Genomic DNA, 16,366 nt, shown 5'->3' on the forward strand with positions numbered 1-16,366 from the left:
GACCCCTTCGGCCTCAGTTGTTTCGCGCCCGCGCCACCGCGGTGCGCAACGTTCGGATGATGAGCTCGGAGGCGAGGTGGCGCTTGTACTCCGCGCTGCCGCGCATATCGCTGACCGGGTTGCACGCCTGCGCGGCGTCGCGGCCCGCCTCGGCGAACGTCTCCTCGGTGGCCGGCCGCCCGGCCAGGCCCGCACCGACGGTGGCCAGCGCGGCCGGGTCGGTGTTGACCGCGGTCAGCCCGAGCCGAGCCGTGGCCAGCGTGTCACCGTCCAGCGTCACCGTGGCGCCGGCCGCAGCGACCGCCCAGTCCCCGACGCGACGCTCGACCTTCGCGTAGGCGCTGGAGCTGTGCCGGCGCAGCGGGATACGGACCTCGGTGAGCAGTTCGTTGTGGGCCAGCGCGGTCTCGTACGGCCCGGCCAGAAAGTCGTCGATCGGGATCTCGCGCTCTCCCGACGGGCCGCGTGCCACGCACACCGCGTCGAGCACGGTGCACACGGTCGTCAGATCCTCGGCGGGATCGGCCTGGCACAGGGAGCCGCCGACGGTGCCGCGGTTGCGGACCACCGGGTCGGCGATCACCTTCTCGGCGTCCCGGAAGATCGGGCACACCGCGGCGAGCGCGTCGGACTCCAGGGCCTGTCGGTGCCGCGTCATCGCGCCGATGCGCACCCGGCTCGGTTCCACCTCGATGTAGCCCAGCTCGCCCACCAGGTCGTTGATGTCGACGAGGTACTCGGGGTTGGCGATGCGCAGCTTCATCATCGGCAACAGGCTGTGGCCGCCCGCGACGACCATCGCCCCGTCTCCGAGGCGGTCCAGGAGCCCGACGGCGTGACTGACGCTGGTGGCGCGTTCGTATTCGAATGGTCCGGGGACCTGCATGTGATCGTCCTCACAGATTTGGGCTGGGCCCCCAGTGTGGGTGCCGTTGACCAGGGCGTCAACCGCGAGTTAAGCGATCGCTTAACTGGCCCGTCGACTTCGGTCCGGTCCGGCGACTACCGACGTAGTCTCACGTCGTGACCCCGGCTCAGCTTCGTGCGTTCTCGGCCGTCGTGCGGTTGGGTTCGGTGCACGCGGCCGCCGAGGAACTCGGCGTATCCGACGCCGGGATCTCCATGCACGTCGCGCAGTTGCGCAAGGAACTCGACGACCCGTTGTTCACCCGGACGTCTGCGGGTCTGGCGTTCACCCCCGGCGGTCTGCGGCTGGCCAGCCGGGCCGTGGAGATCCTCGGCCTGCAGCAGCAGACGGCGATCGAGGTCACCGAGGCCGCCCACGGTCGGCGGCTGCTGCGCGTCGCGGCGTCCAGCGCGTTCGCCGAACACGCGGCGCCTGGCCTCATCGAGCTGTTCTCGGCGCGCGCCAAGGACCTCTCGGTGGAGCTGAGCGTGCACCCGACGAGCCGGTTCCGGGAACTGATCGCCTCCCGGGCCGTGGACATTGCCCTGGGCCGTATCGCCGACGACGTCGGCGGCCTCGACGACGGGTCGATCGTCCTGCGGCCGTTCCTCAACTACCAGATCCTGACGGTGACAGCGCCCAACAACCCGTTGGCGGCGTTCGCCGATGTGCCGCCACCCCTTTCGGCGCTGCACGAACAACAGTGGATGCTCGGCCCGTCGGCGGGCAGCGTCGACGGTGAGATCGCCTTGATGCTCGAGGATCTGGCGATTCCGGAAGGACAACAGCGGATCTTCCAAAGTGACGCCGCCGCATTGGAGGAGGTCGAGCATGTCGGCGGTGTCAGCCTGGCGATCGGTTTCGCCGTGGGTAAGGACCTGGCCGCGGGCCGGCTCGTGCACGTCAAGGGTCCGCGGCTGCAGCGGCCAGGCGAGTGGTGCGCGATGACATTGTCACCCGCAGCCCGCCAGCCCGCCGCCTCCGAGTTGCTCCGGTTCATCACCACACCGCGGTGCACCCAGGCGATGCTGCGGGGCGCCGGTGTGAGCGTGCGGCGGTTTCGGCCCAAGATCCACGTCACGCTCTGGAGCTAGCGGGCCGCCTCCAACGCGCGGATCAGGCTGGCGGCGTCCCACGGGCCCTTATGCCGCCTGCCGTTGACGAAGAACGTCGGGGTCGCGTTGAGGTCCATCTCCTCGGCATCCTGCGCGTCGTCGGTCACCCGGTGCAGCACCTTCGACGGATGCACACGCACATCCTGGTCGAACTGCTCGATGTCGCAGCCCGCGGCCACCGCGTAGCGGTACATATCCGACCACTCCAGATCGTCCTGGTGTCCGAATAGCTCGTGGCCCATCTCCCAGAACCTGTCCTGGAGCGCGGCGGCCTCGCTGGCCCGCGCGGCGTCGAAGGCCCGCGGATGCGCCCGTTCCAGCGGCAGGTGGCGCCACACGTAGCACAGCTGGTCACCGAAATGGGCGAGCACCTCGTCGATGGCGCCCGTGGTGCGGCTGCAGAACGGGCATTCGAAGTCGCCGTATTCGACCAGGCTCAGTGGGGCGTCGGGGTTGCCGCGGATGTGGTCGCGCTCGGAGTCGATCGGTCGAATCATCTTGACCCCGATAGGTTCTGGTGGGCTGAGCCAGTCGGTGATCCGGAATATCGCCCAGCCGAGTGCGAACGCCAGCAGCGAGGCGGCCAGCACACCGATGCGGGCCTGATCCTGGCGGTCGGGGTCGGCGATCGCGATGTCGACGATGAAAAGCGAGATGGTGAATCCGATTCCGGACAGCGCGGCACCGCCCGCCAGCCGCTTGACGGTCAGCCCGGGCGCCAACTGCCCGTAGCGGCTGCGCTGCGTGAACCAGGTCGCGGCGGTGATGCCGATGAACTTGCCGAGCACCAGGCCAGCGATGATGCCCCAGGTCAACGACGACCGGAACGCCACGGCAAGGCTTTCGGCGTCCAGGTGCACTCCGGCATTGACCAACGCGAACAGTGGCAGCACGAAATACGACACATACGGCCCGAAGTCGGTCTGCAGTCGCTCGTTGATCGAGATCGACTCGCGCAGCCGGCGCGCCGCAGTGCGCGCGTAGCGCGAGTTCGGCGACTGCCGGAACGCCCGGATCACCTCGATCGCCTGTTCGACGCTCTGGCGTTCGGGGGTGAAGACCGGGATCAGCAGCGCGAGGGCGACACCGGCCAGCGTCGGATGGATGCCCGCGGCGGCCAACGCCACCCACAGCGCGAACCCCAGCACCGCATATGCCGGTCCGCGGGCCTTGGGCAGAAACCGCACCAGCGCGATCGCCACGATCAGCGCCATCGCCGCAACCAGCGGCGCCACCTCGATGGCGTCGGAGTAGAACACCGCGATGACGATCAGCGCGCCGACGTCGTCGACCACCGCCAGTGTCAACAGGAAGATCCGTAGCCGCCCAGGGCATTTGGGTTTGATGATGGCCAGCGCACCGACCAAGAACGCGGTATCGGTGGAGATCACCACACCCCACGCGTGCGCGTTCTCTCCCGATGAGTTGATCAGGACGAAGATGAGCGCGGGCAGCACCAGCCCGGCGATCGCGGCGGCGACGGGCACTGCCGCCCGCGAGCGGTCGGTGAGCTCGCCGATTGTGAACTCGCGGGTGACCTCGAGGCCGACGATGAAGAAGAAGAACGTCATCAGGCCGTCGTTGACCAGATGCTTGACGGTCAGCTCGTAGCTGCTGGTCCCGAACGTGAACCCGATGTGGGTATCCAAGAAGGCCCAATAGCTCTGGTCCCACGGTGAATTCGCCCAGAGGATGGCGATGAGCGTGAAGGTAAGCAGCAGCGCCGCCGCGCTGTTCTCACCGGTGTGCGACGCCCTGCCGTCGCGACTGAACCGTGCGGGCAGCAGGCGGATGATCCGCGGCGCGGATGCGGCGGTCACGTTTGGGAGGCGGCGTGCGCGGCTTCCATCAACATCCAGCCGGCCAGCTGTACCGATAGGTCACGTTCGGCCACCTCGGAGGCGTTGACGGCACCGGCCACGAACTGCGCTTCTTCGCTTGCGACCGTGGGTATTTCGGCGACGCGGTCCCAGAACGCGGGGAACAGCGGCAGACCGTCGACGGTTTGGCGGTTGTCCCAGGCGGCCTGCGCGGAGTCCAGCACCAGTGAGCGGGCGGTGTCGCGCGCCGCGGCGTCCTGCGGGTCATCTTGCGGCAGCATGGTGACGACCAACGCGAGGTAGCGAGCCAAAATTCCGTTGAACAGCCCGCCGTCGCCGCCGCCTGCTCCGCGGATCACCCCGCCCGGTGCCATGTGGTCCTTGACGGCGTTGACGAGCCGATGCACCCGCCGGGCGTGGTCGGGGTCCTCGGTGCGCACGGCGAGCTCGGTTTCCAAACCGAGCACGACGCCCTGGCAGTAGGTGTACTGGGCGCGCACCAGCGAGCCGGCCTTGATGCCGTCGAACACCAGATGAGTTTCCGGGTCGATCAGGGTCTCGTCGAGCCAGTCGGCCATCTGCTGTGCGCGCCGCAGCCGGTCATCGTAGCGGGCGAGGAAAATGGCGGCCGGCCCGTTGGCGGGAGCGTTGAAGAACTGGTCCTGTTTGCGCCACGGGATGCCACCGCCGTCTTCGGGCACCCACGCGTTGACGAACTGTTCGGCCAGCCTCTTCAGCGCCTTGGGGTATTCGACGCCGGCCAGCCGCCCGGCGCGCTCCAGCGCCAGCGCCAGCCAGGCCATGTCGTCGTAGTAGTCGTTGACCCAGCCGGTGTTGCGCAGCCAGTGGGCGCGGATCTGGTTGCGGATCGCCTTCTCCCGCTCGGGCGAAGGGTCGCGGACCTGCGCGTCGACCAGGTTGTCGAGCAGGTGGGCCTGCCACCAGTAGTGCCAGGTGCCGAACCATCGGTGGTTGCGCGCCGGGGGCCAGGCGACCACGCCGAGTTGTGTGCCGGGCAGCCCCCACAGCTTTCTCAGGTGTCGTTTCTCGATCGCGGCTTCGGCGCTGGCTGCGCGGTTGGCCCATACCTGATCCATGTGTTGATCCTGCCCTACCAGGCCGTCGAAATGTCCCCGTGTTGGGTGATCCAGGTATGCATCGCGATACCCGCGGCGACGGCGGCGTTGATGCTGCGGGTGGATCCGAACTGCGCGATCGACAAGGTGAGGGCCGCGCCGGTCTTGGCGTCGTCGGTGATGCCGGGGCCCTCCTGACCGAAGATCATCAAGCACTGCCGCGGCAGCACGGTGTGTTCGATGCGCGCGGCGCCCGGCACGTTGTCGACGGCGACGACGGTCAACCCGGCATCGGCGGCGAACGCCAGCAGCGCCGCGGTGGTGTCGTGGTGGCGCAACCGCTGATAGCGGTCGGTTACCATGGCGCCGCGCCGGTTCCAACGCCGCCGCCCGACGATGTGCACGGTGTCGACGGCGAACGCGTTCGCGGTGCGCACCACGGCGCCGATGTTGGCGTCGTTGCCGAAGTTCTCGATCGCGATGTGCAGCGGGTGCCGTCTGGTGTCGATGTCGGCGACGATCGCTTCACGTGTCCAATAGCGATAAGCGTCAACGACATTGCGGGTGTCGCCGTCACGCAGCAGCGCGGGGTCGTAGCGCGGGTCGTCGGGCTGCGGGCCCTGCCACGGTCCGACGCCGGGGCGCTGCCCCCATTCGGTAGGGCCAGGCTCATCCATCGGCGATCCACAGCCCGGCGTGGGTGCCGATCACCGAAACGGTGCTGTACAACAGGGCCTGGTTGATTTCGCCCTGCGAACACAGCGACACCCGCACCTGCACCGCGTCGCGCGACGCGTCGGGCAGCACCAGGACCGAGGCGCCGTAGACGTCGCAGGCGTGGCTCAGTCCCGGCACGGGCAGCGTCGGTGACACCACGATCATCGTCGGGCCACCTCGGCGCAGCGAGGCTTCGCGGTATTGCTCTGCCAGGCCGCTGATCTCGAGCCCGAGCAGCATGTAGCCCCCGCCTTGGAACGCGTCGGGGTCGCCGAGCGCGTTCGGGCCCAGCATCGCCCCGTCGGCACGGAACGCGTCGAGGCTCGTGGTCTGGATCGACAGGCCGGTCTCGTTGTCCGTCGTCGGCGGCAACCCGACCGGGAACGCCGCCGGATGAGCCGTCGTCGTACCGGCGATCCGGTCCTGCGGCGAGTACACGTACACCCCGCGCACCTGCACCAGGTCGCGGTGCGGGCCCAGGCACACCGTGCCCGACATCCGGTCCGGCGTGGATTCAGAAACCGGTTGCAGCGCAAGGTTTGTGACGTCACGGCAGCCGCCGATGGCGTTGGCCTCGATCGGGTGGGCCAGCGCACCGTAGAGGCCGAACCTGATGTCCTCGGGCTTGGCGTGCGGGGCGTCGGGCTGTGCGGGTGCGGCGTCGACGTCGATCAGCACGTGGTCGCCCTCGACGCGCAGGTTCGACACCGACATGTTCCAGCCCAGCACCGCGAGCGATTCGCCGACGGCGGCGGTCTGCGCGGCGTAGGGAGATTCGAGCCGGTCGTCGGTGGAACACGCCGGGGCCGCGACGACGACAACCGCGGCCAGCGTCGCGATCAGCGCGCGCACGTATGTCCGGATCTAGGTTCTGTTCCGGCCACGGCCAACAACTTTCGTCATGGCCCGCACCAGCCTGCGCGGTATGAGGCGCCCTCCAGTGGTGAGCACCTTGTACTGCAGCCCGGGAACGATCACGACAGCGTTCTTCTTGGTGTCCTTGCGCACGTGGGCCATCGTCTCGCGCACCACGTCGTCGACCTGCAGCCACAGAATCGAGGGGGTGCCGCTCATCTCGATGCCCGCGCGCTGGTGGAACTCGGTGCGGATGAATCCCGGGCACAGCGCATAGACACCGACGCCGGTGCCGCCCAGCCCGTTGGCCAGCCCCTCGGAGAACGCGACCACCCAGGCCTTCGACGCCGAGTACGTCGAACCGCGCCCGGGCAGCAACCCGGCGACGCTGGCGACGTTGATCACGGTGCCGTCGTGGGCGGCCAGCATCGGGGGCAAGGCGGCGTGGGTGAGCTGCATGACCGCGGTGACGTTGACGTCGAGCTGGGACTGCAGCAGCGCGTAGTCGGCGGTCCAGAACTCGCCGGAGGTGCCGAACCCGGCGTTGTTGACCAGGACCTGCACCCCGGCGGTCAGCCGGTCGGCGACCTTGGCCCGGTCGGTGGCTTCGGCGAGATCGGCGACGATCACTTCGACGTCCGCGCCGCCTTCGCTGCGCAGTTCGGCGGCCAGGCGTTCGAGACGCTCGGCGTCCCTGGCGACCAGCACCAGGTCGTAGCCGTCGAGGGCGTACCGGCGCGCGAACCCCTCACCAAGGCCGGCCGTCGGTCCGGTGATCAGCGCGACAGGGCGTGACATGCCTAAGAGGGTACTTACCGCTGGTAGTGCGGTGACTGCCGTCCATTACGCGCCTGCGGCGGGCGGCGGACGCCTTCGGGCGGAGCCGGCGGCTGTGGGTAGCGACCGGCGCGCTCGGGCGGATCTGGGCGGGCGGGCGGGTGAGCTTCTGCGCGGCCCGGTACCAGCGGGCGGCTCGGTGCCGCATTGCGTCGGGCCGGCGCGGCCTGCGCACCGGACTGCGGCGTCGGCGGCAGCACCCGAAGCAGGTCGTTGAACTGGCGCACCGTGCGCAAACCCTCGTCCCACTGGGCGCGGGTGGACGTCACCGGCATGGAGACCAGCGTCCAGTGCTCCTCGTTCCACATGATCTCGGCGCTGTCGGGGGCGGTGTGGGCGAACGTGACCATCCGCCGGTCACATGCGCGCCGGGCGGCGTCGAGGTTGGTCGAGTAGACCATCCGCGGCCCAATGGCGCCCAGCAGCCAGATGTCGTTCTCGCGCGGCTCGGCGATTCCCTTGAGCCGCAGGTCGACGACGACGTTGGTGCCCACCTTGCGGTGCAGCGCGATCACCGTCGCGACGTCTTCGAGGTCGAAGATGAACACCGCTTCGCCACGGATCTGACCGAGCACCACGTTCTTGGCGCTCACGTCGCCGACCGTCGACATCACCCCGCGCTTCCAGCGTTTGAGGATGTCCGAGGATTCGTGTTCGTAGTCGAACCCGTGCGACTTGGCCCACGACTTGCGTCGTCGGCCCAGCCCGCGTCGACGATCGATGTCGACGTACAGCAGCACCGCCGCACCCACGAAACAGAGTGCGGACAGCGTGAACCAAAGCGGCACCATTACGCTCAGCCTACTTGCAGGAGCCGCCAAATCCCGAACTCGGATTGGTCACGGTCCCGCATCCGAGCCGCGAAACTGTATTCCGGCAGGTGTCTACTCGACATTTCGCTGCCGGAATGCAGCGTCGCGGGTGGTAGGGGGCTCAGCCCAACACCAACGAGTCCCCGTCGGGGCTGACGTTGACCGGCACCACGTCGCCGTCGTGCACGGTCCCGGCCAGCAGCAGCTTGGCCAGCTGGTCGCCGATCGCCTGCTGGATCAGCCGACGCAGTGGCCGGGCGCCGTACTGTGGGTCGAACCCACGGTGGGCCAACCACTTCTTGGCGGGCGCCGACACCTCCAGCGTCAGGCGGCGCTGCTCGAGGCGCTTGGCCAGCTGAGCCAGCTGGATGTCGACGATGTGGACCAACTCCTCGGGGTTGAGCCCGTCGAAGACGATCACGTCGTCGAGCCGGTTGATGAACTCGGGTTTGAACGCCGCGCGCACCGCGGCCATCACCTGCTCCTCGGTGCCGCCGGCACCCAGGTTCGACGTCAGGATCAGGATGGTGTTGCGGAAGTCGACCGTGCGGCCCTGACCGTCGGTCAACCGGCCCTCGTCGAGCACGGCCAACAGCACGTCGAACACGTCCGGGTGGGCCTTCTCGATCTCGTCGAACAGGATCACCGTGTACGGACGCCTGCGCACCGCCTCGGTCAACTGACCGCCCTGGTCGTAGCCGATGTAGCCCGGGGGCGCACCGACCAGCCGAGCCACCGAATGCTTCTCGCCGTACTCGCTCATGTCGATGCGGACCATCGCGCGTTCGTCGTCGAACAGGAACTCCGCCAGCGCCTTCGCCAGCTCGGTCTTACCGACACCGGTCGGGCCCAGGAACATGAACGAACCCGTGGGCCGGTTCGGGTCGGCGACCCCGGCACGGCTTCTGCGGACCGCATCAGAAACCGCAGTGACCGCCTTCCGTTGCCCGACGACCCGTTTACCCAGTTCGTCTTCCATCCGCAGCAGCTTTGCGGTCTCGCCCTCGAGCATCCGGCCGGCCGGAATGCCGGTCCACGACGACACCACCTCGGCGATGTCGTCGGGTCCGACCTCCTCCTTGAGCATGACGTCCTCCCGCGCCTCGGCATGCGGCAACGCGGCGTCGAGCTTCTTCTCGGCCTCCGGAATACGGCCGTAGCGCAGCTCGGCGGCGCGTTCCAGATCGCCGTCACGTTCGGCGCGGTCGGCCTCGCCGCGCATCGACTCGAGCTGCTCCTTGAGCTCGCGGACCACGTCGATGGCGTTCTTCTCGTTCTGCCAGCGGGTGGTCAGCTCGGCCAACTTCTCCTTGTAGTCGGCCAACTCGGCGCGCAACTTCTCCAGCCGCTCCTTGGAGGCCTCGTCCTCTTCCTTCGAGAGGGCCATCTCCTCGATTTCGAGGCGACGCACCAGCCGCTCGACCTCGTCGATCTCGACCGGCCGGGAGTCGATCTCCATCCGCAACCGCGATGCGGCTTCGTCGACCAGGTCGATGGCCTTGTCGGGCAGGAACCGCGCGGTGATGTAGCGGTCCGACAGCGTCGCGGCGGACACCAACGCGGAGTCGGTGATCCGCACACCGTGGTGCACCTCGTAGCGATCCTTGAGACCACGCAGGATGCCGATGGTGTCCTCCACCGACGGTTCGCCGACGAACACCTGCTGGAAGCGGCGCTCCAGCGCGGCGTCCTTCTCGATGTACTTGCGGTACTCGTCGAGCGTGGTCGCGCCGACCAGACGCAGCTCGCCGCGCGCCAGCATGGGTTTGATCATGTTGCCGGCGTCCATCGAACCCTCGCCGGTCGCACCGGCGCCGACGATGGTGTGCAGCTCGTCGATGAACGTGATGATCTGGCCCGCCGAGTTCTTGATCTCGTCGAGCACGGCCTTGAGCCGTTCCTCGAACTCGCCGCGGTACTTCGATCCCGCCACCATCGAGCCCAGGTCCAGGCTGACGACGGTCTTGTCGCGCAGGCTCTCCGGCACGTCGCCGGCCACGATGCGCTGGGCCAGGCCCTCCACGATCGCGGTTTTGCCGACGCCGGGTTCACCGATCAGCACCGGGTTGTTCTTGGTGCGTCGGCTCAGTACCTGCACGACGCGACGAATCTCGTTGTCGCGCCCGATGACCGGGTCCAGCTTGCCTTCCTTGGCGCGGGCGGTCAGGTCGGTGGAGTACTTCTCCAGCGCCTGGTAGGTGCCCTCGGGGTCGGCGCTGGTGACGCGCGCACTGCCGCGCACCTTGGTGAACGCCTCGCGCAGCGCCTGCGGGGAGGCGCCGTGGCCGCTCAGCAGCTTGGCGGTGTCGCTGTCGCCTTCAGGAGCGGAGCCTGCGGAGCGACCCGAGTAGCCGGCGAGGCCGACGAGCAGGTGCTCGGTGGAGACGTATTCGTCGTCCATCTCGGTGGCCAGGTGCTGCGCAGCGGTGATCGCGGTCAGCGACTGCGGCGACAGCTGCGGCTGGGTGGCCGCACCGGTGGCGCTGGGCAACCGGTCGAGCAACCGCTGGGTCTCGGCCCGGATCGTCGCGGGGTCAACTCCGACGGCCTCCAACAGCGGGGCGGCAATGCCGTCGTTCTGCGTCAGCAATGCCATCAGCAGGTGTTCGGGCGCGATCTGCGGGTTGCCAGCGGCGGTGGCCGCCTGCAACGCCGACGTCAGCGCCGCCTGGGTTTTGGTCGTCGGGTTAAACGAGTCCACGACTACCTCCGTTTCGTCTAAAGGAAAGCGTTGTCGCGATGTACAACGCAGTCAATGTTGAGTCTGTTCCGCTCAAGTCTGCCAAACTTTCCGCGGTCGTGCGGTTTCATCCGCAACACGCCGGTCCCGGCGTACCAATCCGCACACTCGGGTCGGCGACCCTTGACACATGGTGCGTTTGATCGCCGCGTTGACGGTCCTCGCGGTGCTCGGCTTGGCGTGGCCGTCCAGCACAGCCCGGGCGGCGACCGATCAGGAACAGGTCCGTGCGGTGCTCAACGGCATGAACGACTCGTATAACCGCTTCGACTTCGATGCGTTCGCCATGTATGTGTGCGCCGCGATGCGCAACGATGACGGTTTCGAGCCGGGCTGGTATTCCAGCAGGCGCGTCGACGGGCCGACGCGCATCAGCGTCGGAGCGGTATCGGTGGCGGGCGATCCGGCGACGTCGGCGATGGCCACCGTGCGCTTCGAGGCGGCCCACCACACTGAGACACTGGCCGTCGAGTTCGTCCGCGAGGGCGCGCAGTGGAAGGCCTGCCGATATCACGCCGTCGAGGCCATTTAGTTCAACGAAAGGTTATCCGTGCTGGTATCGGTGCTCACCGAACTCATCCCGTTGGCGCTCGTCGTGGCGCTGTCCCCGCTGTCGATCATCCCGGCGGTGCTGGTGCTACACACCGCGCGCCCGCGCCCGACCGGGTTGTCGTTTCTGGCCGGCTGGGTGATCGGCATCGCCGTGCTGACGACGGCCTTCCTCGCGGTCTCCAGCCTGCTCGGCGGGCTGGACCGCGAGCCTCCCGGCTGGGCCTCATGGCTGCGCATCGCCGTGGGCGTCGCGCTGATCGCGTTCGGCATCTACCGGTGGTCGATGCGCAAGAAGTCCGCGCACATGCCGCGCTGGATGCAGAGCTTGAGCAAGCTGACCCCGGCCCGTGCGGGCGGTACGGCGCTGGCGCTGACCGTGGTCAACCCCAAGGTGTTGCTCATCTGCGCCGCGGCGGGTTTGGCGATCGGCTCGGCCGGCATGGGCCGATCGAGCGTCTGGGCGGCCGTGGCGTGGTTCGTGGTGGTCGCCGCGTCGTCGGTGGTGATACCGATTCTCGGCTACGCCGTGTCCGGGAAACGCCTCGACAACGCCCTGGCGCGGCTGAAGGACTGGATGGAGCAACAGCACGCGGTCCTGATGGCGGTGATCCTCGTCGTGATCGGGCTCATGGTGCTGTACAAGGGGATTTCGCACCTATAGCTCGTCGGTGAGGTACCGCGTCACCGTCGGGGCGATCAGCCTCACCACCTCGTCGTCGGGCAGGGCCGCCAACGGTCCGATCTTCATCACATACCGCAGCATCGCCATGCCGACGAGCTGGCTGGCGGCCAGCATCGCGCGCAGCCGCGCGTTCTCGTCACCGCCGAGCACGCCCGACACCGCGGTCAGCACGTAGTTCTGCATGAACCCGCGAAACGCCTCGTGGGCGTCGCTGTTGGAGGTGGCCGACTGCAGCATCGCCACCATGGTGGGACCGGTGTCGGGTTCGGCCCAGATCCGCAGGTATGCGCGCACCATCCGGGTGCCGATGTCGGGGTCGTCGCCGGGCGCGCCGGTGAGCGCGGCGATCAACACGTCGGGATTCACGATCAACCGCAACGACTCGCGAAACAGCTCGGCCTTCGAACCGAACAGATAGAGCACCATCGCCGGATCGACATGGCTATCCCGCGCGATCGCCCGCAGCGTCGTCTTGTCGTAACCCTCGGTGGCGAACCGCTTCTTGGCCGCCGCCAGCACCGCCTCCCGCGACACCGGGTCACCCTGGCGGCGGCCGCGCCGTTTGGCCACCCGGGCTGGTGAACGCATATTGCGACACTAACATTTCAATAACTGTTGAAATCCTTCCCCCAGCGGCGTTACGCTCGGCGCAAGGCATTAATTCAACACCAGATGAAAAGGTTTCGAACCATGACCGAAACACAGCTGGACACCTCGCCCTTCACTCCGAGCCACGAACCGTCCGCGGCGATCCGCGCGACCGGCATCGTGCTGGTGCTCACCGTCGTGGTCGCGATCGTCGCGCTGGCCTTCGCGCTGCCCGCCGTGCACACGGCGCCCCGCGACGTACCGATCGGCGCGGCGGGCCCGCAGGCCGCGGCGGGTCAAGTCGAGGCACTGCTGCAGCAGCAGGCCCCCGGCGCGTTCGCCGTCACCTACTATCCCGGCGAAGCGGCGCTGCGCGACGCCATCGAAAGCCGGGATGTCTACGGCGGCATGGCATTCAGTCCCGACGGGCGGACACTGCTGATCGCCACCGGGGCCAGCCCGGCCGTCGCGCAAATGCTCACCCAGGTCGCCAACGGCATCGCCAAACAGACCGGCGCGCAGGTCCAGGTCGAGGATCTCGCGCCGCCCACCGCCGACGATCCGCGCGGCATCGGGCTGGCCGCCTCGGCGTTGCCGCTCACGTTGGCCGCGCTGCTGCCCGCGATTGCGCTGGTCTTGGTGCTTCGGCGCGAGATCTGGACGCGAGTGGCGGCCATGATCGCCTTCGCCGCGGTCTCCGGCGTGACGATCGCGGCGCTGCTGCGCTTCGTGCTCGGCTCGATCGACCAGAACTTCTGGGGTGTCACCGCCGGTTTGACGCTGGGCGTGCTTGCCGCGGGGCTGACGATCATGGGGCTGGGCTCGGTGTTCGGGCGGATCGGGTTGATCGTCGGCGCGCTGCTGGCGGTGCTGGTCGGCAACCCGTTGTCGGGGCTGAACAGTGCGCCGGAGATGTTGCCCAGCGGCTGGGGTGAGGTCGGTCAGTGGTTGCCGCAGGGCGCCAATGCCACCCTCCTGCGGTCGACGGCGTTCTTCGACGGCGCAGGCGGGGCCGTGCCGGTCCTCGTGCTGAGTCTCTGGGTGCTGGCCGGTGCGGCTCTGATGGTCATCGCCGCGCTGCGCCAACGGAGCCGGGGGCCGAGCTGACTTACACTCGGGCGGCGTGGGACTCGACGACCGTGACGCGCTGCAAATGCTGCGCCACGCCGTCGACCCCGCGCTCGGCTCCGACGATCTGATCCGCACCTTCTACACCCACTGGTTCGCCACCGACCCGTCGGTGCGCGACTTGTTTCCACCCGATATGGCCCAGCAGCGCGCCGTGTTCGCGCAGGCGTTGACCTGGTTGTTCGGCGAACTCGTCGCGCAACGCGCCGACGAGCCGGTGACCTTCCTGGCCCAGCTCGGTCGCGATCACCGCAAATACGGTGTGACACAACAGCATTACGACAGCATGCAACGCGCCCTGCTGAGGTCGCTGCGCGATCACCTCGTCGAGCGCTGGGATGACAGGCTGGCCGAGGCCAGCCACGATGCGGTCGCGCTGTTCATCGGTGTCATGCGGGGGGCGGCCGAGGCCGAGGAGGGCCCGCCGTACTGCGACGGCACGGTGATCGAGCACATCCGCGCCACCCGTGACGTCTCGGTGGTACGCCTGCAACTGGACCGACCGCTGGCCTACCACCCCGGCCAGTACGTCACCGTGCAGGTGCCGCAGTGGCCGCGGCGGTGGCGGTATTTGAGCCCGTCGATTCCGGCCGAACCCAGCGGGGGCATCGAGTTCCACATCCGCTCGGTCACCGGCGGCATGGTGAGCACCGCGATCGTCGGCGAGACCCGACCCGGTGACCGGTGGCGGCTGTCCAACCCGCACGGCGGCCTGCACATCGACCGCAACGGCGGCGATGTGCTGATGGTCGCCGGCAGCTCCGGCCTGGCCCCGCTGCGGGCGCTGATCATGGACCTCACCCGGTGCGGGGTGAACCCCCGGGTGCAGCTGTTCTTCGGCGGGCGCTACCCCTGCGACCTCTACGACCTGCACACCCTGTGGCAGATCGCCTCGCAGAATCCGTGGCTGTCGGTGACGCCGGTGTCGGAGTACAACGTCGATCCGCCGTGGGCGTCGGAGTATCCCGACGTCAACCCGCCTCGCGGGCTGCACGTGCGCCAGACCGGCAGGCTGCCCGACGTGGTGACCCGGTACGGCAACTGGGGCGACCGCCAGATTTTGATCTGCGGCGGGCCGCAGATGGTCGAGGCCACCAAGGCCGCGCTGATCGCCAAAGGGGCGCCGGCCGAGCGGATTCAGCACGATCCGCTATCCAACTGAGCGGCGGGCTCATACACTGCTCAAGATCAGTTCAGGCTGAGGAGAAGCCTATGCCGACCATGCGCGCCGCACGGATGTACGGATACCGGCAACCGCTCAAGCTCGAAGAGATCCCGATACCCGACATCGAACCCGACCAGGTACTGGTGAAGGTGGGCGGAGCGGGCATGTGCCGCACCGACTTTCAGCTCATCGACGGCTACTTCGGGATGGATATGCCGCTGCCTGCGACCCCGGGTCACGAGATCGCGGGGACCATCGATCGGCTCGGCGCCGACGTTCCTGCCGCCGCAGCGTTGGCGGAGGGTGACCATGTGGTGGTCTTCGGGCCGCAAGGCGACGGCTCCTGCCGCCAATGTCATCGCGGCAACCAGCACATCTGCAACCAGGGCCACTGGATCGGTTTCGGGCCGCACGGCGGGTACCAGGAGTACGTCCCGGTCTCCTACCGACAGCTGATCAGGGTCAGCGGTCAGATGTCGGCCCTGTCCCTGGCGCCGCTGACCGACGCCGGCCTGACCCCCTACCGCGGCCTGAAGAAGCTCCGCTCCGCGGGGGTGCTCGGTCCGGGCACCACGCTGGCGGTGATGGGCGTCGGCGGGCTCGGCGCATACGCCGTGCAGTACGCGAAGCTGCTCGGCGCGGGGGCGACGGTGGTGGCGCTGGCCCGCAACGATGAAAAGCTCGCGCTGGCAAAAGAAAACGGAGCCGATCACACCATCAACATCGGCGACCGCTCCGACGATCAGGTGCGCGACGCGCTCGAGCAGGTCACCGGCCGACGGGAGTTCGACGCGGTCATCGAATGCGCGGGAGCCGAAACCAGCATCCGGCTGGCCTTCGCGCTGCTGGCCACCGAGGGCGCGGTCGCGACGGTGGGGCTGGTCGGCAATCGCGTCGACATGCCGCTGTTCCCTCTGGTCAGCCGCGAATACACATTGTTCGGTTCATTTTGGGGCAACTACAGCGACCTCACCGAGGTCGTGGCGCTGGCAGAGGCGGGCAAGATCAAAGATTCGGTGACGCAGGTGCGTTTCGAGGAGGTCAACGATCACATCGACGCACTGGGCCACGGCGATTTCGTCGGCCGCGCGGTGATCGTCTACGACTGACTGTCGGCGGGCACCCGTTGCCAGAAATCGTTGAACGCGATGCTGTCGAAAAGCGCTGTACCTCTGACGATTCGGTCGTCGGCGAGCGTCAGAAACCACGAATAGGTGTTGCGGTAGGCCACGCCGTCGCGAGCCGCGCCCTCAGCGCCTGATCGGGGCTGCCAGTGCCGTCGCTCCAGGCGCCGAAACCGGCGCGGACGATCTCAAGGTTGCGGGCTTCGGTTTCGTCGTGCGCCCGCGTATCTCCGATCACCGTTTGATCT

Annotated in this window: 15 protein-coding genes; 6 read left to right on the forward strand and 9 right to left on the reverse strand. The window is 68.2% G+C overall.

What is annotated here, in order from left to right:
• Window positions 1–13: 13 nt before the first annotated feature.
• Complete coding sequence (locus ABQE44_RS09220) at window positions 14–886, reverse strand: FAD binding domain-containing protein (protein WP_448429306.1); 873 nt, start codon at window positions 884–886, stop codon at window positions 14–16.
• A 137-nt stretch (window positions 887–1,023) separates the two neighbouring features.
• On the opposite strand from ABQE44_RS09220, the gene ABQE44_RS09225 reads away from it, so the two are divergent.
• Window positions 1,024–2,001: a LysR family transcriptional regulator gene (locus tag ABQE44_RS09225; protein ID WP_448429308.1), complete on the forward strand. Its 978-nt coding sequence runs from the start codon at window positions 1,024–1,026 to the stop codon at window positions 1,999–2,001.
• Here the strand turns inward: ABQE44_RS09225 and nhaA are convergent.
• The 7 genes from nhaA to clpB form a co-directional block, all read right to left on the reverse strand.
• Window positions 1,998–3,842, reverse strand: coding sequence for a Na+/H+ antiporter NhaA (nhaA, locus tag ABQE44_RS09230; protein ID WP_448429310.1), 1,845 nt, complete (start codon window positions 3,840–3,842; stop codon window positions 1,998–2,000). The genes ABQE44_RS09225 and nhaA overlap by 4 nt on opposite strands.
• Window positions 3,839–4,939 carry a glycoside hydrolase family 76 protein gene (locus ABQE44_RS09235; protein ID WP_448429312.1) on the reverse strand — a complete coding sequence of 367 codons (1,101 nt, stop codon included), beginning with the start codon at window positions 4,937–4,939 and terminating at the stop codon, window positions 3,839–3,841. The genes nhaA and ABQE44_RS09235 overlap by 4 nt, the downstream gene beginning before the upstream one ends.
• A 14-nt stretch (window positions 4,940–4,953) precedes the next feature.
• Window positions 4,954–5,595 carry a TrmH family RNA methyltransferase gene (locus ABQE44_RS09240; RefSeq protein WP_448429314.1) on the reverse strand — a complete coding sequence of 214 codons (642 nt, stop codon included), beginning with the start codon at window positions 5,593–5,595 and terminating at the stop codon, window positions 4,954–4,956.
• Complete coding sequence (locus tag ABQE44_RS09245; RefSeq protein ID WP_448429316.1) at window positions 5,588–6,487, reverse strand: hypothetical protein; 900 nt, start codon at window positions 6,485–6,487, stop codon at window positions 5,588–5,590. The genes ABQE44_RS09240 and ABQE44_RS09245 overlap by 8 nt, the downstream gene beginning before the upstream one ends.
• A 12-nt stretch (window positions 6,488–6,499) precedes the next feature.
• Entirely contained in the window at window positions 6,500–7,288 is a 789-nt protein-coding gene (locus ABQE44_RS09250; protein ID WP_448392431.1) for an SDR family NAD(P)-dependent oxidoreductase, read from the reverse strand.
• 14 nt (window positions 7,289–7,302) lie between these two features.
• Window positions 7,303–8,118: a trehalose monomycolate transport factor TtfA gene (gene ttfA / locus ABQE44_RS09255; RefSeq protein WP_448392432.1), complete on the reverse strand. Its 816-nt coding sequence runs from the start codon at window positions 8,116–8,118 to the stop codon at window positions 7,303–7,305.
• Window positions 8,119–8,260: 142 nt separating this feature from the next.
• Window positions 8,261–10,840 (reverse strand): ATP-dependent chaperone ClpB, encoded by a 2,580-nt coding sequence (gene clpB, locus ABQE44_RS09260; protein WP_448392433.1) that lies wholly within the window; start codon window positions 10,838–10,840, stop codon window positions 8,261–8,263.
• 169 nt (window positions 10,841–11,009) lie between these two features.
• Here clpB and ABQE44_RS09265 point away from each other — a divergent pair, with 169 nt between their 5' ends.
• Both ABQE44_RS09265 and ABQE44_RS09270 read left to right on the forward strand, forming a co-directional pair.
• A complete protein-coding gene (locus tag ABQE44_RS09265; protein ID WP_448392434.1) occupies window positions 11,010–11,411 on the forward strand; it encodes an Rv0361 family membrane protein in 402 nt (133 codons plus the stop codon).
• A gap of 30 nt (window positions 11,412–11,441) precedes the next feature.
• Window positions 11,442–12,092 carry a GAP family protein gene (locus ABQE44_RS09270; RefSeq protein ID WP_448392680.1) on the forward strand — a complete coding sequence of 217 codons (651 nt, stop codon included), beginning with the start codon at window positions 11,442–11,444 and terminating at the stop codon, window positions 12,090–12,092.
• Here the strand turns inward: ABQE44_RS09270 and ABQE44_RS09275 are convergent.
• Window positions 12,087–12,701 (reverse strand): TetR/AcrR family transcriptional regulator, encoded by a 615-nt coding sequence (locus ABQE44_RS09275; RefSeq protein WP_448429318.1) that lies wholly within the window; start codon window positions 12,699–12,701, stop codon window positions 12,087–12,089. The two genes, ABQE44_RS09270 and ABQE44_RS09275, sit on opposite strands and share 6 nt — an antisense overlap.
• Before the next feature lie 102 nt (window positions 12,702–12,803).
• Here ABQE44_RS09275 and ABQE44_RS09280 point away from each other — a divergent pair, with 102 nt between their 5' ends.
• From ABQE44_RS09280 to ABQE44_RS09290, 3 genes are read left to right on the forward strand one after another with little or no spacing between them, the layout of a single operon-like run.
• Window positions 12,804–13,808: an ABC transporter permease gene (locus ABQE44_RS09280; RefSeq protein WP_448392436.1), complete on the forward strand. Its 1,005-nt coding sequence runs from the start codon at window positions 12,804–12,806 to the stop codon at window positions 13,806–13,808.
• A 16-nt stretch (window positions 13,809–13,824) separates the two neighbouring features.
• On the forward strand, window positions 13,825–14,991 hold the full coding sequence (locus tag ABQE44_RS09285; protein ID WP_448429320.1) for an FAD-binding oxidoreductase: 1,167 nt from the start codon (window positions 13,825–13,827) through the stop codon (window positions 14,989–14,991).
• Window positions 14,992–15,041: 50 nt separating this feature from the next.
• The gene (locus tag ABQE44_RS09290) at window positions 15,042–16,103 is read left to right on the forward strand and encodes an NAD(P)-dependent alcohol dehydrogenase (RefSeq protein ID WP_448392438.1); all 1,062 of its coding nucleotides are present in this window, start codon (window positions 15,042–15,044) and stop codon (window positions 16,101–16,103) included.
• The last annotated feature ends 263 nt before the right edge of the window (window positions 16,104–16,366 follow it).

The sequence above is a fragment of the Mycolicibacterium sp. XJ2546 genome, assembly GCF_053483195.1.